Below are 19,553 nucleotides of genomic sequence, written 5' to 3'. Positions count from 1 at the left end.
TACCGATTCACTGCATCAGCTTTTCGAGCAGGCGGGTGTAGATGCGGGTCAGTGTATCCAGCTCGCTGATGCTGGTGTGCTCGTCTACCTTGTGGATGGTGGCATTGGTGGGGCCCAGCTCCACTACCTGGCTGCCGGTGGGGGCGATAAAGCGCCCGTCACTGGTACCGCCGGCGGTGGACAGTTCCGTGTCGAGGCCGGTGACATCAAGGATGGCAGTAACGGCAGCGTCCACCAGGGCGCCGCGATCGGTGAGGAACGGCTGACCGGACAGGGTCCACTGCAGGTCGTAATCCAGGCCATGTTTGTCCAGGATAGCCTCGGTGCGCTCGCGCAGCAGGGCATCGGTCAGTTCCGTGGAGAAACGGAAATTGAAGATCACTTCGCAGGTGCCGGGGATCACATTGGTGGCCCCGGTGCCGGCGTTGATGTTGGAAATCTGGAAACTGGTGGCCGGGAAGAAATCGTTTCCTTGATCCCATTCGGTGCTGGCCAGCTCGGCCAGGGCTGGTGCCGCATCGTGGACCGGGTTGCGGGCCAGGTGCGGGTAGGCAACGTGCCCCTGAATGCCTTTTACGGTCAGGCGTGCACCGAGGGAGCCACGGCGACCATTCTTGATCACATCGCCCACGGTATTGGTGGAGGAGGGTTCGCCCACCAGGCAATAGTCGATGTGTTCATTGCGGGCCTGCAGATGCTCGACCACTTTGACGGTGCCGTTCACTGACGGGCCTTCTTCATCGGCGGTGATCAACAGCGCCAGGCTGCCGTTGTGGTCCGGATGCGCTGCCACAAAATCCTCAATGGCCACCATGATGGCGGCGATGGAGCCTTTCATGTCCGCGGTGCCACGCCCATAGAGCAGGTCACCTTCCTCGGTGGGCGTGAAAGGATCGTACTTCCATGCCGACACATCCCCGGTGGGGACCACGTCAGTGTGGCCGGCAAAGGCAAACACCGGCCCTTGGGTGCCACGCCGCGCCCACAGGTTTCGCACTTCCTCGAACCACAGGGTTTCGCACTGGAAACCAAGCGCTTCCAGTTTTTCGATCATCCAGTCCTGGCAGCCTTCGTCCTCGGGGGTAACGGAGGCGCGGCGGATGAGTTCTTTGGTGTAGTCGAGGGTGCGGGACATGGGTATTCCAGTATCGGTGATTCAAAGCCGCTGTAGGGGCACCTCTCGAGGTGCGAACCGGTCAGGGAAAATCCCGGTGGCTGGTTCGCACCTCGAGAGGTGCTCCTACAGAGATTACGCGGACACGCGGGTGTGAAGCATGCCGCTTGTTGCGTTAATTATGTTTATGCAGCTCTTCGTTCAGGGCAATGGCGCTCTTGTTGGTAAGGCACTGCACCGCACCGTTCGTGGTGTTGCGGCGGAACAGCAGGTCGGACTGGCCGGCCAGATCGCGGGCCTTGACGGTGTCCACGATCTCGCCCTTGTCGTCCAGTAGCTGCACCTTGGAGCCGGAGGTGATGTACAGGCCGGCTTCAATAGTGCAGCGGTCGCCCAGAGGAATGCCGGTGCCGGCGTTGGCGCCCAGCAGGCAGCCTTCGCCCAGGGAGATGATGATGTTGCCGCCGCCGGACAGGGTGCCCATGGTGGAGGCGCCGCCGCCAATGTCGGAGCCTTTGCCCACGAACACGCCGGCGGAAATACGGCCTTCGATCATGCCCGGGCCTTCGGTGCCGGCGTTAAAATTGATAAAGCCTTCATGCATGATGGTGGTGCCTTCGCCCACGTAGGCGCCCAGACGGACCCGCGCGGTGTCGGCAATACGCACGCCCTTGGGCACTACGTAGTCGGTCATCTTGGGAAACTTGTCCACGCTGTTCACTTCCAGCACCTTGCCGTTAAGGCGAGCCATCAGCTGACGCTCAGGCAGTTCGTCCAGGTCCACGGCCCCTTCGTTGGTCCATGCCACATTGGGCAGCAGCGGGAACATACCGGACAGGTTAATACCGTGTGGCTTTGCCAAACGATGAGAAATCAGCTGCAGCTTCAGGTAGGCCTCGGGGGTGGACGCCGGCTCTGCATCGGTTTCCAGAACAGTGAGAACCACTGGGCGATCCGACTCCTGGAAGGCAACGGCATAGCTGGCTTCGTGCTCGAAGCCGGCTTCGCGCCATTCGCGGGCAATGTGCTGTACCTGACGGTGGGTCAGTTCGATGGCGGCATTACCACCTTCGTAACCGAGTTCTTCGCGAATGACTTCGACCAGTTTGTCATCCGGGTTGAGAGCTGGATCCGGATAAAACACTTCCAGCCAGTTGTCGTTGCGGTTCTTGGTGCCGCAGCCCAGGGCGATGGCGAAAAAGTTGCTCATGGTGTCCTCTCTTATGCGTCGGACGTCAGGCGCCTGACGTTTCTTAATTCAAAGTGTCTTTCCACTCGTCGGCCTTGAAACCGGCGAGGATGAAATTGTCGTTTTGCAGAATCGGGCGTTTGATGATGGACGGGTTATCGGTTGCCACGGTAATCGCCTTTTCTGTGTTCATGGATTCCTTGACAGCATCATCCAGCTTTTTCCAGGTGGTACCGCGTTTGTTGATCACGGTTTCCCAGCCCAGTGCTTCCAGCCACTGGCGAAGACGTTGCTCTGGCACGCCTTCCTTCTTGTAGTCATGGAAGTGATAGTCGATGCCGTTTTCATCCAGCCAGTTCATGGCTTTCTTCATGGTATCGCAGTTCTTGATACCGAAGATGGTCAATTCCATGTGTTTTCCTCTTCGAGCCTTTCCGTAGGAGCCTCGCTGGCGGTGCGATAGCCCATAACCTGAAAAGCGCTATTTACCACAGAGGGCACAGAGATCACTGAGGAAAAGACGGGTTTTACTCTGTGTGCTCTGTGCCCTCTGTGGTGAAATCGCTTTTGATCCTGGTTTTTGATCGCGCCGCCAGCGACGCTCCTACGGCGATGTTACAGCGTATCCAGTAACGCCTTGATGCGTTTCGCCCCTTCTACACACTCTTCCAGCGGAGCCACCAGAGCCATTCGTACCCGGTTCTTGCCCGGGTTTTTGCCATTCACTGTGCGTGACAGGTAGCGGCCGGGCAGTACGGTGACATTCTGCTCCGCTTGCAGGCGCCGGGCGAATTCCTCATCGGAAATCGGTGTTTTAGGCCACAGGTAGAAGCCCGCAGCCGGGGCGGATACCTTAAGAGGGCCGCCGAGAATGTCCAGTACCGCGTCGAATTTTTCCCGATAAAGGGCCCGGTTTTTTTCCACATGGCTTTCATCATTCCAGGCTGCGATGCTGGCCAGCTGATGATGAATAGGCATGGCGCAGCCGTGGTAGGTGCGGTAGCGCAGGAAACCCTTGAGGATTTCGCTGTCACCGGCCACAAAGCCGGAGCGCAGCCCCGGCAGGTTGGAGCGCTTGGACAGGGAGTGGAAGGCCACGCAGCGGCGATAGTCATCCCGGCCCAGTTCCGCACAGGCCTGCAGCAGGCCGGCGGGGGGCTTGTCCCGGTAGATTTCCGAATAACACTCGTCCGAGGCGATGACGAAATCATACTTGTCGGCCAGCTGTATCAGGGCCTTGAGCTGGGCCTTGGTAAGCGTGGCGCCAGTGGGGTTACCGGGAGTGCAGATAAACAGCAGCTGGGTACGAATCCAGGTGTCTTCGCTGACCGCGTCGAAATCCGGCTGCAGGCCAGTGTCGTCTGTGCAGGGCAGGTACATCGGCTCACCACCGGCGAGCAAGGTGGCGCCTTCATAAATCTGGTAGAACGGGTTGGGCATCAGTACCAGTGGCTGACGCTGACGGTCAATGACGGCCTGGGTAAAGGCAAACAGGGCCTCCCGGGTGCCGTTCACCGGCAGTACCTGGCTGCTGGCATCCACGCTGTTGAGGTGGAAGCGGCGCTTGAGCCAGGTGGCTATGGCGTCACTCAGTTCCGTAATGCCGGCGGTGGTCGGGTAGCGCGACAGCAGGGCTGAGTTGTCGCGCAGCACCTGTTGCACAAAGTCCGGCGAGGGGTGCTTGGGTTCGCCAATGGACAGGGCAATGGGCGACTTGTCCGAGGCGGGCAAATTCTTGAACAGGAGTTTCAGTTTTTCAAACGGGTAAGGGTGCAACCGTTCCAGATCTGGGTTCATAGGGTCAGGAGTTTCCGTTGTTCTTGTCGTCGAGCTCTTTGATGAGAGTTTCCTGCAGCTCCTGACACAGGGCCGGGTCGGAAACCGGGTCACCATCGAGATCGGTAATGAAGAAGACGTCTTCCACGCGCTCGCCGAGGGTGGCAATGCGGGCATTCTGCACCAGCAACTCGAAGCGCATGAAGATGCGGCCGATATGGGCGAGCAGGCCGGGGCGATCCAGGGTCTGGATATCCACGGCAGTGCGGTCGTTGACGATATCGTTGCTGATCAATACCTGGGTGGGCACATCGAAATGTTTGTGTCGACGAGGCATGCGCCGGCTCACCGTGGAGGAGAAGCGTTCCGGATGCTTCAGGGTCTCGGTGAGCGTCTTGCGAATCTGTTCGATGCGCGGCCAGTCCTCGCCAATGGGGGTGCCGTGCTCGTCCAATACGATATAGGTATCCAGGCTGAAGCCGTCGGCACTGGTAATGATGCGCGCGTCCATGATGGTCAGGCCCAGGGTATCCAGGGCGTTCACCGTCGCGCTGAACAGGTTGCGGGTGTCCGGGGTGTAGATAAAGATCTGCGAGCCGCCGGCCAGTACGCTCTGGCTGGATTCGCGGATCAGCACCAGCGGGTCTTCCGGGTCATCCCGGTCCAGCAGCGCTTCAGTATGCCAGGAAATATCCCGGGGCGTTTCGCGCAGAAAGTATTCGTCACCGATGTTCGCCCACAGGGATTCGATGGCTTTGGGGTCGTGATCCCGCTCGGTGAGCATTTTCATGGCGGCATCGCGGGTTTCGTCGATCCAGTCCTGTTTCTCCACCGGGTTGTTGAGGCCCCGGCGCAGGGCACGCTTGGTCTCGGTGTAGAGCTGACGGAGCAGGGAGGCGCGCCAGGAGTTCCACAGGGTGGGGTTGGTGGCGTTGATGTCGGCCACGGTCAGCACGTAGAGATAATCCAGGTGCACCAGGTCGCCAACCTTGCGGGCAAATTCGTAGACTACGTCCGGGTCGGAGATGTCCTTGCGCTGTGCGGTCACGCTCATGGTGAGATGATTTCTCACCAGCCAGGCCACCAGCTTGCCGTCCCAGGCGGTTAGCCCGTGGCGCTGGCAGAAGGCAATGGCATCTTCTGCGCCCAGCTCGGAATGGTCGCCGCCACGGCCCTTGGCAATATCGTGGTACAGGCCGGCGGCGTAGAGCAGTTCCGGTTTGGGCAGGCGGTAGAACACCTCGCTGGCCAGCGGGAATTCTTCGCGCAGGTCTTCATAGCGCAGCCGGCGCATGTTCTTGATCACCAGCAGGGTATGGGCATCCACGGTGTAGATGTGGAACAGGTCGTACTGCATCATGCCGATGATGCCGCCGAACTCCGGCAGGTATTTGCCGAGGATGCCGTAGCGTTTCATGCGTCGCAGTTGCGAGAATAGGGCATGGGGGCTGCGCAGCAACTGCATGAACAGGCCGGTATTTTCCGGATCATTGCGGAAGGCGTCGTTGATCTGTCGGCGGTTGTAAATCAGCGCTCGCACCGTGGAGGCGCGTATGCCTTTCAGTTCCGGGTTCTGGGCCATCAGCACGAAGGCTTCCAGCAGGGCGCTTGGGTGTTTCTCGAAGACTTGCGGGCTGGTTACTTCCAGGTAGTCGTTGCGCACCTGGAAGCGCCGATTCAGTGGCCGTACCTGGTCCGGCTTTTCGTTGTGCAGGATCACCTCATCGAACAGCTGCAGCAGCATTTCATTGAGCACCGACAGGGCCAGCGCCACCCGATAGAAGCCTTTCATGAAATGCTCTACCGCCAGGTTGGCGTCGGAATCCTCGTGGCCCAGACGGGTGGCGAGCTGGCGCTGATGATCAAATAGCAGCCGGTTTTCGTTGCGCTCGGTATGCACGTGTAGTTGCCAGCGTACTTCCCAGAGATAATCCAGGCACTTGCGCAGCACGCCATATTCTTCAGCGGTGAGAAAGCCCACATCTACCAGGGCTTCCAGGCTGTCGGCATTGAAGTGGCGTTTGGCCACCCAGGCGATCATCTGCACATCACGCAGGCCGCCGGGGGCATTTTTCAGATCCGGTTCAAGATTGTATTCGGTGTCATTGAAGCGCTTGTGCCGGGCTACCTGTTCCTGCCACTTGGCGGCGAAGAAGGCGGCGGAGTCCCACATGTGCTCGGGGCCGGTGCGCTCTTCCAGCTGAAGGCGAAGGGTGTCGCTGCCACCCAGAGTGCGCGCTTCCATAATATTGGTGGCAACGGTGATGTCTTCCCGGGCCAGATCCACGCATTCATCCAGAGTGCGCACTGCATGGCCGATTTCCAGGCCCATATCCCACAGGAACGCGACGAAACGCTCCAGGCAGTCGCGCAGGGTCTGATCCGGACTGTCGGCCATCAACACCAGCACGTCCACATCAGAACAGGGGTGAAGCTCGGCCCGGCCATAGCCGCCCACGGCCACCAGTGCCACGCCATCCCGGTCGGCGAGTCCGAACAGGGACCAAGCGGCAATCATCACCTGGTCCACCAGATCGGCCCGGGCGCGGACCAGTTCGGTAATGTCGGTGGAGGCAAAGGCCTGGTTGAGGCGCTCCTGACCCTGCTCCAGATACTGGCGGGCATACTGGCCCGGTTGGGCGCTTTCCTGGAGGGCCTCAAACAGTTGTTCCTGGGGCAGGGCAGGGGAGAAGGTCATGAATGTCCTGTGGTGGTGTTGCGGGCATGCCAGCGACCGTAACGGTAACTGGCAGGAAACCGGTTGGCGGCCCGTGTCAGTACAAATCGGTTTCTTCGCTGCGGGCGGTTAGAACTTCGTAACCATCGGCGGTTACCGCGATGGTGTGCTCCCACTGAGCAGACAATTTGCGATCCTTGGTGACCACGGTCCAGTTGTCCGGCAGCAGCTTGTTGGCCGCCTTGCCGGCATTGATCATGGGTTCAATGGTGAACACCATGCCTTCCTGCAATTCAAGACCCGTGCCAGGCTTGCCGTAATGCACCACCTGGGGCTCTTCATGGAATCCCTCGCCGATGCCGTGGCCGCAGTACTCGCGCACCACAGAGAAGCGTTCACCTTCGGCCATTTTCTGGATGCGGTGGCCGATATCGCCCAGGCGGACGCCGGGTTTGACCATGCGGATACCGGCCATCATGCACTCGCGGGTGGTTTCCACCAGCCGGCGGGCCAGTACGGAGGGCTCTCCCACATAAAACATCTTGGACGTGTCGCCGTGCCAGCCATCCTTGATCACGGTGACATCGATATTGACGATGTCGCCGTTTTTGAGAGCTTTACGGTCATTGGGAATGCCATGGCAGACCACGTGGTTCACCGAGGTGCAAACGGATTTGGGGAACGGAATGCGGCCCGGCGCGCCGCCATAGCCCAGACAGGCGGGGATGGCATGCTGCTTGTTGACGATATGGTCGTGACAGATGCGGTCCAGTTCCTCGGTGGTGACCCCCGCCTTGACGTGCTCGCCGATCATTTCCAGGACTTCGGCGGCCAGTTTGCCCGCTTCGCGCATTTTGGCGATCTGTTCGGGGGTTTTGATGACAACATTCATGAGACTTGAGGAAACTCCAGCTATTTCAGTGGGTTGAGCGGGTATGCGTCAGCACTCTCTGTGCTGCGAATGCGCCTTTGGCGTTGCCCGGAAAGGGCGTCTGTGGTATAAAGCGCGCGCTTTCCCGCTCACTGTCGGCCCTGTGGCAACAAGTGCCGCATTGTAACCGTCGTTGGGTGGGGAAGGAAATCACACATGCCCCGTCACATAGCCCCGGGTGCCGGCTTTCCTGTTTAAGGTTGCTGGTTGGGTTTATGCGGGGGCGTGGAGGCCTAACCCAAAGTGGAGTATTAACAATGTCCAGCGTAACTATGCGCGATATGCTGAAGGCCGGTGTGCACTTCGGCCACCAGACCCGTTACTGGAACCCGAAGATGAACGCTTACATCTTTGGCGCCCGTAACAAGATTCACATCATCAACCTGGAAAAGACCCTGCCTCTGTTCAACGACGCCATGGCGTTCCTGAACAAGCTGGCTGCCAGCAACAACAAGATCCTGTTTGTTGGCACCAAGCGTGCAGCGCAGAAAGCGGTGAGCGAAGAAGCTCAGCGTTGCGGTATGCCCTACGTTGATCACCGTTGGTTGGGCGGCATGCTCACCAACTGGAAAACGATCCGTCAGTCCATCAAGCGGTATCGCGAGCTGGAAGCCCAGTTCCAGGACGGTACCTTTGACAAGCTGACCAAGAAAGAAGCCCTGATGCGCAAGCGTGAGATGGACAAGCTTGAGCGTTCCATCGGTGGTATCAAGGACATGGGCGGCCTGCCCGATGCCCTGTTCGTGATCGACGTGGATCACGAAGACATTGCCCTGCAGGAAGCCCGCAAGCTGGGTATTCCGGTTGTAGCGGTAGTGGACACCAACTCCAACCCGGATGGCGTAGATTACGTGATCCCGGGTAACGACGACGCCATCCGTGCTATTCAGCTGTACGTGAAAGCGGCGGCCGACACCATTCTGGAAGGCAAGCAGTACGCCCAGAACCAGACCGGTGGTGAAAGCGAATTCGTCGAGGTAGCCGACGAGGCCGAAGGCGAGAAAGCCGAAGGTTGATCCGTCGAGGCAGGCCCCCGCGGCCTGCCTGTATTACCGAAACTTACCAAATTGAGAGGATAATCATGGCTGCTGTAACTGCTGCAATGGTTAAGGAGCTTCGCGAGCGTACCGGTCTTGGCATGATGGAGTGCAAGAAGGCGCTGGTGGAAGCGGATGGCGATATCGAAAAAGCCATTGATGATATGCGTAAGTCCGGTCAGGCCAAAGCGGCCAAGAAAGCCGGTCGTACCGCCGCGGAAGGCGGTGTCGTGGTTGCGACCAACGATGCCAACACCGTGGCTGTCATGGTGGAAATCAACTCTGAAACCGATTTCGTTGCTCGTGATGACAACTTCCTGGGTTTCTGTGACAAAGTCGCTGGCGCAGCTCTGGCTGCTGGCGAAACTGACGCCGCCAAAATTGGCGAGCTGAAGCTGGAAGATGGCTCCACCGTTGAAGAGGCGCGCCAGGCGCTGGTTCAGAAGATCGGTGAGAACATCCAGATCCGTCGTGCGGCCAAGCTGGAAGCAGAAGGCGCCATCGGCGCTTACGTCCATGGCGGTCGTATCGGTGTACTGGTGGCCCTGAAGGGCGGCGATGCCGAGCTGGGTAAAGATGTGGCCATGCATGTGGCTGCGGTTAACCCGATGGTGATCAGCGGTGATCAGGTTCCGGCTGAAGTGCTGGAAAAAGAGAAAGAGATCATCCGTGCCCAGCCTGATATGGAAGGCAAGCCGGCTGAGATCGTCGAGAAGATGCTCGGCGGCCGGATCAACAAGTACCTGAAAGAGGTTAGCTTGCTGGATCAGCCGTTCGTGAAGGACCCCAATACCTCTGTAGGTGCCCTGGTGAAGGGTGCTGGCGCCGAGATCGTCGCTTTCGAGCGTCTGGTTGTGGGCGAAGGTATTGAGAAAGAAGAAGTCGATTTTGCTGCTGAGGTACAGGCTGCGGCCAAAGGCTGAGGTTGAGCACTGATCGATGACCAAAGAACGCCTTGCTGGCGAGATCAGCAGGGCGTTTTTTTCGCCTGTTGACAGGCTGTTACGGGCGATTCAGGGAAAAGCGCTTGCAACCATCGTGCGGGGCGGTACTGTGCTAGCAGACCATATACCGACGCGGGATGAGCGCAGCGTAAAGGCCGGCCCGGCAGCAGCTGCCAGGCCGGTAACAGTGTAAAAGCGGGTATTCATGGGTGGCGCTTTCTTATGAGTGGTGGAGAACAAGACATGCCGACGAACAAGGAGCGCTCGCCGCGCTATAACCGGATTCTGCTCAAGCTGAGCGGTGAAGCGCTGGCGGGTGACGAGGGCTTCGGGATTGATCCCAAAGTACTGGATGCGATTTCCCTGGAAATCGGTCAGCTCGTCGGTATCGGGGTCCAGGTGGGCCTGGTAGTGGGTGGTGGTAATCTGTTCCGCGGCGCGGCGTTGCAAAGCGCGGGTCTTGACCGGGTGGCAGGCGACCATATGGGCATGCTGGCGACCGTGATGAACGGCCTGGCGCTGCGTGATGCACTGGAGCGGTCCAATATCCGCACTCGTCTGATGTCGGCGATCCCCATGAGCGGGGTGGTGGAGCATTATGACCATCGTAATGCCAATCGCCATCTCAAGAATGGTGAAGTGGTGATTTTCTGTGCCGGTACCGGCAACCCCTTCTTTACTACCGATTCCGCGGCGTGTCTGCGCGGTATTGAGATCAGTGCCGATGTGGTTCTCAAGGCCACCAAGGTGGATGGAGTCTATAGTGATGATCCGCAGAAAAACCCGGCGGCCATCAAATATGACACCTTGACCTATGACGAGGTGCTGGATAAAAAGCTTGGAGTCATGGATCTGACGGCTATCTGTCTGTGCCGCGATCACTCCATGCCTCTGCGTGTGTTTGATATGAACAAGAAGGGTGCGCTGCTGAACCTGATGCTGGGTGGCAGCGAAGGGACCCTGGTGGAAGCCGGGTAATCTCCGGCTGGCCGCTGTTGGAAGTTTTTGTTGTCCGCGCTGCGGACGTTGCATAACAAGGGTCTGGTTGGCGTCTCGAGGCTTTCCAGACTCTGCTGAAAAGAAAGGCGAGGAATAACGGTGATTGACGATATTCGCAAAGATGCAGAATCCCGCATGAAAAAGAGTCTGGCTGCGCTGGATACCGCGCTGAAGCGTGTGCGTACCGGTCGTGCCCACCCCAGCCTGCTGGACAATATCACGGTGGATTACTATGGCGCGGAGACGCCGCTGCAGCAGCTTGGCAATATCTCCGTGGAAGAGGGGCGCACCCTGACCATCTCTCCCTTCGACAAGAGTCTGATTCCGCAGATAGAGCGGGCCATCATGACCTCTGACCTGGGTCTGAACCCGTCTACTTCCGGTAGCCTGATCCGGCTACCGCTGCCGCCGTTGACCGAGGAAACCCGCCGGGACCTGGTCAAGGTGGTTCGAGCTGAAGCCGAGCAGGCACGGGTTTCCGTGCGCAGCGTTCGCCGTGATGCCAACAGTGACCTGAAGGAACTGCTCAAGGAAAAGGAAATTTCCGAGGACGAGGAGCGCCGCGGGGAAGAGCTTGTCCAGCAGCTTACCGACAAGATGGTGATTGAAGTGGATCGGGTCTTGAAAGAGAAGGAAGAGGAGTTGATGACCGTTTAGCACAACCGGTCATCATTCACGGATGCGGGCTGTGACCTGAATCCCTGACTTCATCGCGGCGCTTGACGTAAGCCTTTGTCGCCACAGAAAATTTGTCCTCAGTCGATCGTATTCCCTGATACGATACTTCTTCGGAAAATCCCCTGTGGCAACAAATTCTTGCGCCATGCGTCCACGCTGAAACCACGGATTCAGGTGCATGTCAGCCCGCTTTTTTGTTATTGGCGGATGCAGTATGGCCAGCGAAAACATCCACTCCAGTGCCCCGGACATCGATTCCCATCAAGGCGAACTGCCCCGGCACGTAGCCATTATCATGGACGGTAACAACCGCTGGGCCCGCAAGCAGGGTCTGCCCGGCGAAGAAGGGCATCGTGCCGGTGAAGCCACGGTGCAGACTATTATCCGCAGTGCGGCAGAGCGGGGTATCGAAGCGCTGACCCTGTTTGCCTTCAGCTCGGAGAATTGGCGCCGCCCGCAAGGGGAAGTGGATCACCTGATGGCGTTGTTCCTCAAGGCCTTGGGCGGTCGTGTGGAAGAGCTGCATGGCCATGGTGTGCGTATCCGTTTTATCGGTGATCGCAGTGCCTTTGCCGAGGACCTGCAGAAAGGCATGGCCGAAGCCGAGGCGCTGACCGGCGATAATTCTCGCATGACGGTGGTCATCGCAGTGAACTACGGCGGTCAGTGGGATATTGCCCAGGCAGCCCGTCAGCTGGCGATTCAGGTGGAGCAGGGTGGCATCACGTCCGATCAGATCACGGCCGAAGCCCTTGGCCAGCATGTGGCCATGGCCGATCTGCCTCTACCCGATCTGCTGATCCGCACTGGCGGTGACCAGCGCATCAGCAATTTTCTGCTGTGGCAACTGGCCTACAGCGAACTGTTTTTTTCCCCGCTGTTATGGCCTGATTTTAATGCGGACGCCTTTGCTGCCGCCTTGCAGGATTATGCCGGCCGCCAGCGTCGTTTTGGACGCTCAGGTGAAGAAGTGGCCGGATTGAAAGGAGAATAAGAATGCTGAAACTGCGCGTGATTACTGCGCTGATCCTGCTGCCCATTGTGTTGGGCGCCGTCTTCGGACTGGATCGTTTACCGTTTGCCCTGGTGGCAGGTGCGTTCTTCCTGACGGCAGGCTGGGAATGGGCGGCCATGATGGGCAAGGTGTCAGCCGCGGTTCGCAGCGGTTGGGTCATCGGTCTTGGTGTGGTGATGGCCCTGGCAGAGATCTATCGCCCGGCCTGGTTACTCAATGCTATTCCTGTCTGGTGGTTGCTGGCCCTGATTCTGGTTATCGGTTATCCGGGCAATGCCCGTGTCTGGTACCGCCCGGCCCTTATGGCAGTGGTCGGCTTGCTGTTACTGGTGCCTTCCTGGGCAGCGATCGTACAACTCCAGGACGACGGCGCGCTGGGTCTGGCGGGCCCCTGGGCACTGATGTTCATCCTGCTCTGGGTGTGGGCAGCAGATACCGGCGCCTATTTTGCTGGCCGAGCCTTCGGTAAACACAAGCTGGCGCCGCTGGTCAGCCCCGGCAAGACCATTGAAGGGCTCGCCGGTGGTGTGGCCCTGGCGCTGGCAGTGGTGGCTGGCGTCTATGCAGCCGGTCTTCTCGATGCCAAGTTGCTGCCACTGATGATTGTGGCGCTGTTGACGGTACTGGCTTCCGCTTTGGGTGACCTGTTCGAGAGCATGGTCAAGCGTGAGCGTGGCTTCAAGGACAGTGGCACCATCCTGCCCGGCCATGGCGGCATGCTGGATCGCATCGACAGTGTGACTGCGGCCCTACCCATCGCTCTGGCCGGCTTCAACTGGTTTTCCCTGCCGGGAGGCAGTCTGTGACACCTCCTGCCAGACAGCGTCTGACTATCCTGGGTGCCACTGGCAGTATCGGCCAGCAGACCCTGGATGTGGTGCGCCGGCATCCGGAACGCTATGAGGTGTTTGCCCTCACGGCCAGTTCCCGCTGGCAGCTGATGGCGGAGCTGTGCCAGACAGTCCGGCCCCGTTTTGCCGCCATGTCCGACCCGGCGGCGGCGGCGGCACTCAGGAACCATCTGGCTGAGGCCGGGTCTCAAGTTGAGGTATTATCCGGGCCCAAGGCCCTGGCGGATTTGGCGGCTCATCCGGATGCGGATACGGTGGTTGCGGCCATCGTCGGTGCGGCTGGTGTCAGGCCTACACTGGCGGCGGTGGAAGCCGGCAAGCGAGTGCTGTTGGCCAACAAGGAAGCCCTGGTGGTCACGGGTTCCTTGTTTATGGATGCGGTAAAGCGTCACGGTGCCACGCTGCTGCCACTGGATTCCGAACACAACGCCATCTTCCAGTGCTTGCCGGATGAGGGAGTCAATGCCGGCGTGGAGCGCCTCTTGCTCACGGCTTCCGGCGGCCCGTTCCGTGAATTCAGTACCGCCGATCTTGCGGCGGTGACGCCGGCGCAGGCGGTGAAACATCCAAACTGGGACATGGGCCCGAAGATATCGGTGGATTCCGCCACCCTGATGAACAAGGGCCTGGAATTCATCGAAGCCTGCTGGTTGTTCGATGTGTCCCCGGACATGATTGATGTGGTGGTGCACCCGCAGAGTGTGGTGCATTCCATGGTGGCCTACCGGGACGGCTCGGTACTGGCGCAACTGGGTACACCGGATATGAGAACGCCGATTGCCTGCGGCTTGTCGTGGCCGGAGCGGGTGGAATCCGGTGCCCAGCGCCTGGATTTTTCCGCCCTGATAGGACTGAACTTCGAGGCGCCGGATCTGCAGCGTTTTCCCTGCCTGGGGCTGGCGAGGAATGCCATGCGCGCCGGAGGCACTGCCACGGCGGTCTTGAATGCCGCCAATGAAGAGGCGGTTGCCGCCTTCCTGGCTGGCAAGCTGGACTTTATGGGCATTCCGGCGGTCGTGGAACTGACACTGGAAAAGCAGGCCTCACCCGCCTGTATGGATGTGGATGCTGTGATGGAAATCGACCGCCAGGCCCGTGAAATGGCCTGCCAACTGATCAAGGAACGCGGATGCTGACGCTTCTGGCTTTTGTTGTCACCATCGTCATTATTGTGGCCTTCCATGAATGGGGCCACTTTCTCGCCATGCGTGCTTTTGGCGTTCGCGTGCTGACTTTTTCTGTGGGCTTTGGCCCCAAGCTGTTCCGGTTCACTGACAAAAAAGGGACTGAATGGGTAATCAGCGGGATCCCTCTGGGGGGCTACGTAAAGCCACTGGATGCCCGTGAAGATGAAACTGCCGAAGGTGACCCGGGCGAGTTCTCCAGCAAACCGGCTTGGCAACGGGTGATCACCTATGCCGCTGGCCCGGTATTCAATTTCATTCTTGCCATGCTCATTTACTGGCTGCTGATGGTCGGTTTCGGCCAGAGTCGCATGCAGGCGGTGGTGGGGCCGGTGGCACCGGGGACGGTGGCGGAACAGGCCGGCTTTGCCCCCGGAGACCGCATTCTGGAGGCGGGTGGCACCGCTGTTGAGGGCTGGCGTCCTTTCTACAACGAATTGATTCTGCATCTGGGAGAAAAGGAAAAACTCCCGGTAACGGTAGCCACCGCATCCGGTGATACGGCGGTTCGCGAGCTGGATACGTCGCCCTGGTCTGCGGACCTGGAGAAGTTGCCACTGGATGCACTGGGTATCAGTCAGGCGGTGCTGATTGGCGAGGTTGTCGAGGGCAGCGCCGCAGATCAGGCAGGCTTGCTCGCCGGTGATCAGGTGATTGCACTGGACGGCGAGCCGGTCAGCGGCTGGCAGGCCTGGCAAGAAACCATCATGGTGTCTGCGAACCAGACTCTGGAGCTGACTGTGCTGCGAGACGGGGCAATGCGGCGTTTTGCTGTCACCCCGGAAACAGTGACTGAAGGAGAGCAGAGTTTCGGCCGTATTGGCGTAGCCATGGGCGGCATTTACCAGCAGCAATTCGGAGCCGGCGGTGCCATTGTGGCGGCCGCCGAACGTTTTGCGGAACAGAGCGAAGTGGTCTGGGCAAGCTTGGTAAAACTGGTGACGGGCAAGTTGTCCCTGGATAATCTGGGCGGCCCCATTACCATTGCGCAGGTGGCCGGGGAGAGCGCGTCCTATGGCATCGCCAGTTTTCTGGCGCTGCTGGCCTATCTGAGCATCACTCTCGGTATTATCAATCTTCTCCCGGTACCCATGCTGGACGGCGGCTGGATTTTCTTTGGAATCATTGAAATGATTCGCGGTCGCAGTTTACCGGAGCGGTTTCTTATGGCCGCGCAAGGGGTAGGGCTGACGCTAGTCATCAGCTTTATGCTACTGGCCATTTACAACGACTTGGTGAAGCAGTTTTCATGATATTTGGGGACAAACTAAACCGCCCCCTGAAGGGCCTGTTGGCGGTAGCCTGCCTGTGTCTGGCACCTTGGGCGAGCGCGGAATCCTTGGTGCCGTTCAAGGTGCACGATGTGCGTGTGGAAGGGCTTCAGCGCCTGCCGGTGGAGCGGGTCTATGCGGAATTGCCGATTCAGGCAGGTGACACGGTGGACCGGGATCAGATCGTTGATGCGGTACAGCGTTTGTTTGCCACCGGCAACTTCGAGGATGTGCAACTGGGTCGTGATGGCGATGATCTGGTAGTGGTGGTGGCGGAGCGTCCCAGCATTGCCCGCATCGAACTATCCGGCAACAAGTCCATCGACGAGGAAAACCTGCGCAAGGGGCTCACTGAAGCCGGTCTTGCCGAAGGCGAAGTATTCCAGCGCTCCACATTGCAGGCGATCGCCGGTGAGCTGGAGCGGCAGTACGTCAGCCAGGGTCGTTATGGTGCCGATATCAAGACCGAATCCGTGCCGTTGCCTCGCAACCGGGTAGGACTCAAGATCGAGATCTACGAAGGTAAGGCCGCCCGTATTCGTGATATCAATATTGTCGGCAACGATCTGTTTGATGATGAAGAGTTGCTCAAGGATTTCGAGCTGAATTCCACCGGGTTCTGGTCCTTCATCAAGGGTGATGACAAATATTCCCGGCAGAAACTGAGCGGCGACCTGGAGCGGCTGCGCTCTTATTACCTTGATCGCGGCTACATCAATTTTTCCATCGAATCCACCCAGGTATCGGTGACTCCGGATCGTCGCAGTGTGTTTATCACGGTCAACGTGGCGGAAGGTGAGCAGTACACCGTCAATGAGGTGAGCCTGGCGGGTGATCTTGTGGTGGGCGAGGAACAGCTCGAGCCGCTCTTGATCGTCAAAAAAGGGCAGGTGTTCAGCCAGCAGCTGGTGACCTACACCAATGACCTGCTCAAGCGCCGTCTTGGCAATGAAGGTTATACCTTTGCCGAGGTCAACGGCCGCGACCACAACGCCAATGATGAAGACAACACCGTTGATGTGACGTTCTACGTGGAGCCCGGGCGCAAAGTATACGTGCGCCGTATCAACTTCAGCGGCAATGCTAAAACTGATGACGAAGTGCTGCGTCGCGAGCTGCGCCAGTTTGAACAGGCACCCGCGAATACCTCCCTGGTGGACTTGTCTCGACAGCGTTTGCAGCGTCTGGGTTACTTCAGTGTCGTGGAAGCTGACACTCCCCGTGTGCCGAATTCCGAAGATCTGGTAGACGTGGAATACAAGGTGGAAGAGCAGCCTTCTGGTTCCATCGGCGCTAATGTGGGTTTTTCCGATGCCTCAGGGTTTATCTTTGGTGCCAATGTCACCCAGAACAACTGGCGTGGCTCCGGTAATCGGGTGTCTTTCGCTCTGAGCCGTTCGGATATTCGGGATTCCTACAGCTTTTCTCACTACAACCCCTACTACACCTTGGACGGGGTAAGCCGTGGTTTCAGCCTGTTCTATTCCAAGATTGATTTTGATGAAACCTCTGTAGCCTCCTATGCGGCGGATCGCCTGGGTGGCTCGGTGACCTTTGGTTATCCGATTTCTGAATACTCACGGCTGAGTTTCGGCGGCACTTATGAGAAAACCGATATTACGAGCGGTGATTTCGTGGCCGTGGATATTTTCAACTTCCTGGAGAAGGAAGGTAGGGAGTTCAATGAATACAAGTTCAATGCCTCCTTGCAGACCAGCACGCTGAACAGAGGTGTGTTGCCAGATCGCGGTTGGTCCAGCAGTCTTGGACTGGAAGTGGCAGTCCCCGGATCGGACTATGGCTTCTATAAATTGAACTGGAACGGCCAGAAATATTTCCCGATCACTCAGCGCTGGACATTGCGCACCCGTGCAGATGTGGCTTACGGGGATGGTTATGGCGACGATGCCGTACTGCCGTTCTTCGAGAACTATTACTCCGGCGGCATCGGTTCGGTGCGTGGCTATGAATCCCGCTCCTTGGGCCCGCGTTCTGAAGGATTGGCGTTTTTCCTCAACGGCACCCGTGACCCGGACCCGGATCCCATCGGTGGTAACCTGCTCACCGAAGCCAGCCTGGAACTGATTTTCCCGACGCCGTTTGCGCCGGAATCCCGAAGCGTGCGAACCTTCCTGTTCGCCGATGCGGGCAACGTGTTTGAAACCGAACGCAGTGACATTGTGGCCGACTTCGAAGCCACAGACCTGCGTACTTCCGTGGGGGTAGGCCTGACCTGGCTGACAGCGATTGGCCCGCTCAGTTTCAACCTCGCCAAGGCGCTGAATGACCAGACTGGCGATGATACGGAAGTTTTCCAATTTTCTCTGGGACAGACTTTTTAGGAGCTTAATAATGATGAAAAAATGGATCGCTGTTTTTGCTGTAATGCTGCCGGCTCTGGCAATGGCCGAAAGTCGTGTGGGTGTGATTGATCCCATCGGTGCGCTTCAGGCGGCTGACAACGTAAAATCCCGCATGAGCGCACTGGAAAAAGAGCTGGGTGCCGATGAGCAGCGTCTCAACAGCCTGCGTCAAGAAGTGGGCAAGATGCAGGAAAAAATGCAAAAAGAAGGCATGACCATGTCATCTGATCAACAGGAGCAGATGCAGACCGAAGGTCAGCAGAAAATGATCGAAATCCAGAGCCTGCAGCGCAAACTGCAAAAGCGTGCTAACGATGCCCAGCGTGAACTGCTGCAGGAAATGGAACCTAAACTGCAAAGCGCCGTTGCCGAAGTGGCCAAGAAAGAAAACTTGGACCTGGTTGTCAGCGCTCAGGCAGTGATTTACACCAAGCCGGATCTGGATATCACTGAAGCGGTGACCAAACAACTGAACAAGATGAAGTAATGCTGACTCTCGGTGAACTGGCCCGGCAACTGGGTGCCGAGCTGGTCGGAGATCCCGACCAGCCGGTAGACGGTCTGGGGACGATACAATCTGCCACGGACAGCCAGCTGACCTTTCTGGCTAATCCCCGCTATCGCAGTTTTCTGGAACAGACGCGGGCAGCAGCGGTGTTAATCCCTGAGTCCCAGCGGGAGTTCTGCCCGGTACCTGCGCTGATCGTGAAAGATCCGTATCTGTCTTTTGCCCAAGCCAGTGCCTTTTTCGAAACCGCACCGGTAGCAACGCCGGGGGTTCACCCCTCTGCTGTGGTGGATCCCCAGGCCCGGATTGCCGATTCTGCCTCCATCGGTCCCAATGCGGTGGTCGATGCCGGGGTAACGGTAGGCGAGGGGGCCGTGATCATGGCCAATTCCGTGGTGGGCGCCGGTTCAGTGATCGGGGATCAGTGCAAGATCTGGCCAAATGTTACAATTTATCATGGTGTGACACTGGGCCCGCGCACTATCATACATGGCAATTGCGTGATTGGAGGCGATGGTTTTGGCTTCGCCTTCAATGGCGGCGGCTGGACCAAGCTGCATCAGGTCGGTGGTGTTGTCATCGGCGCCGATGTGGAGATCGGCGCCGGTACCACCGTGGATCGGGGTGCCATTGAAGATACTGTGATCGGTGATGGTGTGATTCTGGATAATCAAATCCAGGTCGCCCACAACGTGGTGATCGGGAACCATACGGCTATCGCGGGTAAAGCTGGTATTGCAGGTTCTGCCAAGATCGGTGCCTACTGTCTGATCGGTGGAGCTGCCGGCATTGCCGGGCACATCGAAGTCTGTGACAAGGTGCAGATACTGGCTATGTCACTGGTGTCGAGTTCCATCAAAGAGCCGGGCACTTATGGCTCAGCGTTACCCGTAGATACCCAGAGTCGCTATCGTAGAAATGTGGCTCGCTTCCGAAATCTTGATGATCTGGCTCGCCGCGTGCGCAAACTGGAACGTTCAAGCGATTAACGACCGCGTATTGCGGCACTTGCCTGT

Annotated in this window: 17 protein-coding genes; 11 read left to right on the top strand and 6 right to left on the bottom strand. The window is 58.4% G+C overall.

Features of this window, described 5'->3' with window-relative positions; genetic code table 11:
* Positions 1–7: 7 nt before the first annotated feature.
* From dapE to map, 6 genes are all read right to left on the bottom strand, one after another.
* Positions 8–1,135, bottom strand: coding sequence for a succinyl-diaminopimelate desuccinylase (dapE, locus tag B3Q33_RS04400; protein ID WP_272962858.1), 1,128 nt, complete (start codon positions 1,133–1,135; stop codon positions 8–10).
* Positions 1,136–1,289: 154 nt separating this feature from the next.
* The gene (gene dapD / locus B3Q33_RS04395) at positions 1,290–2,324 is read right to left on the bottom strand and encodes a 2,3,4,5-tetrahydropyridine-2,6-dicarboxylate N-succinyltransferase (RefSeq protein WP_272962859.1); all 1,035 of its coding nucleotides are present in this window, start codon (positions 2,322–2,324) and stop codon (positions 1,290–1,292) included.
* Between the two features lie 43 nt (positions 2,325–2,367).
* Complete coding sequence (locus B3Q33_RS04390) at positions 2,368–2,715, bottom strand: ArsC family reductase (RefSeq protein ID WP_272962860.1); 348 nt, start codon at positions 2,713–2,715, stop codon at positions 2,368–2,370.
* A 203-nt stretch (positions 2,716–2,918) separates the two neighbouring features.
* Positions 2,919–4,100, bottom strand: coding sequence for a succinyldiaminopimelate transaminase (gene dapC / locus B3Q33_RS04385; RefSeq protein ID WP_272962861.1), 1,182 nt, complete (start codon positions 4,098–4,100; stop codon positions 2,919–2,921).
* A gap of 4 nt (positions 4,101–4,104) precedes the next feature.
* Positions 4,105–6,777: a [protein-PII] uridylyltransferase gene (locus tag B3Q33_RS04380; protein ID WP_272962862.1), complete on the bottom strand. Its 2,673-nt coding sequence runs from the start codon at positions 6,775–6,777 to the stop codon at positions 4,105–4,107.
* A gap of 76 nt (positions 6,778–6,853) precedes the next feature.
* Positions 6,854–7,648 (bottom strand): type I methionyl aminopeptidase, encoded by a 795-nt coding sequence (gene map, locus B3Q33_RS04375; RefSeq protein WP_272962863.1) that lies wholly within the window; start codon positions 7,646–7,648, stop codon positions 6,854–6,856.
* Between the two features lie 296 nt (positions 7,649–7,944).
* Here map and rpsB point away from each other — a divergent pair, with 296 nt between their 5' ends.
* The 11 genes from rpsB (at position 7,945) to lpxD (ending at position 19,526) form a co-directional block, all read left to right on the top strand.
* Complete coding sequence (rpsB, locus tag B3Q33_RS04370) at positions 7,945–8,703, top strand: 30S ribosomal protein S2 (protein ID WP_062817763.1); 759 nt, start codon at positions 7,945–7,947, stop codon at positions 8,701–8,703.
* Positions 8,704–8,768: 65 nt separating this feature from the next.
* Positions 8,769–9,647: a translation elongation factor Ts gene (tsf, locus tag B3Q33_RS04365; protein ID WP_273010287.1), complete on the top strand. Its 879-nt coding sequence runs from the start codon at positions 8,769–8,771 to the stop codon at positions 9,645–9,647.
* 264 nt (positions 9,648–9,911) lie between these two features.
* Positions 9,912–10,646, top strand: a complete 735-nt coding sequence (gene pyrH, locus B3Q33_RS04360; protein WP_272962864.1) for a UMP kinase — start codon at positions 9,912–9,914, stop codon at positions 10,644–10,646.
* A gap of 120 nt (positions 10,647–10,766) precedes the next feature.
* Positions 10,767–11,324 carry a ribosome recycling factor gene (frr, locus tag B3Q33_RS04355; protein ID WP_272962865.1) on the top strand — a complete coding sequence of 186 codons (558 nt, stop codon included), beginning with the start codon at positions 10,767–10,769 and terminating at the stop codon, positions 11,322–11,324.
* A gap of 235 nt (positions 11,325–11,559) precedes the next feature.
* On the top strand, positions 11,560–12,339 hold the full coding sequence (gene uppS, locus B3Q33_RS04350; protein ID WP_272962866.1) for a polyprenyl diphosphate synthase: 780 nt from the start codon (positions 11,560–11,562) through the stop codon (positions 12,337–12,339).
* 2 nt (positions 12,340–12,341) lie between these two features.
* Positions 12,342–13,166 (top strand): phosphatidate cytidylyltransferase, encoded by an 825-nt coding sequence (locus tag B3Q33_RS04345; RefSeq protein ID WP_035244656.1) that lies wholly within the window; start codon positions 12,342–12,344, stop codon positions 13,164–13,166.
* Positions 13,163–14,347 (top strand): 1-deoxy-D-xylulose-5-phosphate reductoisomerase, encoded by a 1,185-nt coding sequence (gene ispC / locus B3Q33_RS04340; protein ID WP_272962867.1) that lies wholly within the window; start codon positions 13,163–13,165, stop codon positions 14,345–14,347. The genes B3Q33_RS04345 and ispC overlap by 4 nt, the downstream gene beginning before the upstream one ends.
* Complete coding sequence (gene rseP, locus B3Q33_RS04335; protein WP_272997133.1) at positions 14,341–15,648, top strand: RIP metalloprotease RseP; 1,308 nt, start codon at positions 14,341–14,343, stop codon at positions 15,646–15,648. Before ispC ends, rseP begins: the two co-directional genes overlap by 7 nt.
* Entirely contained in the window at positions 15,645–18,008 is a 2,364-nt protein-coding gene (gene bamA, locus B3Q33_RS04330) for an outer membrane protein assembly factor BamA (RefSeq protein WP_198030600.1), read from the top strand. The genes rseP and bamA overlap by 4 nt, the downstream gene beginning before the upstream one ends.
* Positions 17,950–18,516 (top strand): OmpH family outer membrane protein, encoded by a 567-nt coding sequence (locus tag B3Q33_RS04325; protein WP_286827007.1) that lies wholly within the window; start codon positions 17,950–17,952, stop codon positions 18,514–18,516. The genes bamA and B3Q33_RS04325 overlap by 59 nt, the downstream gene beginning before the upstream one ends.
* Positions 18,516–19,526 carry a UDP-3-O-(3-hydroxymyristoyl)glucosamine N-acyltransferase gene (gene lpxD / locus B3Q33_RS04320; protein ID WP_035244648.1) on the top strand — a complete coding sequence of 337 codons (1,011 nt, stop codon included), beginning with the start codon at positions 18,516–18,518 and terminating at the stop codon, positions 19,524–19,526. The genes B3Q33_RS04325 and lpxD overlap by 1 nt, the downstream gene beginning before the upstream one ends.
* Positions 19,527–19,553: the final 27 nt, after the last annotated feature.

Origin of the sequence: Alcanivorax sp. UBA3183, from assembly GCF_002364155.1 — a bacterium.
GTDB lineage: Bacteria > Pseudomonadota > Gammaproteobacteria > Pseudomonadales > Alcanivoracaceae > Alcanivorax > Alcanivorax jadensis.
The sequence above is the reverse complement of the archived record's forward strand: the minus strand, read 5'-3'. Positions and strand labels throughout refer to the sequence as shown.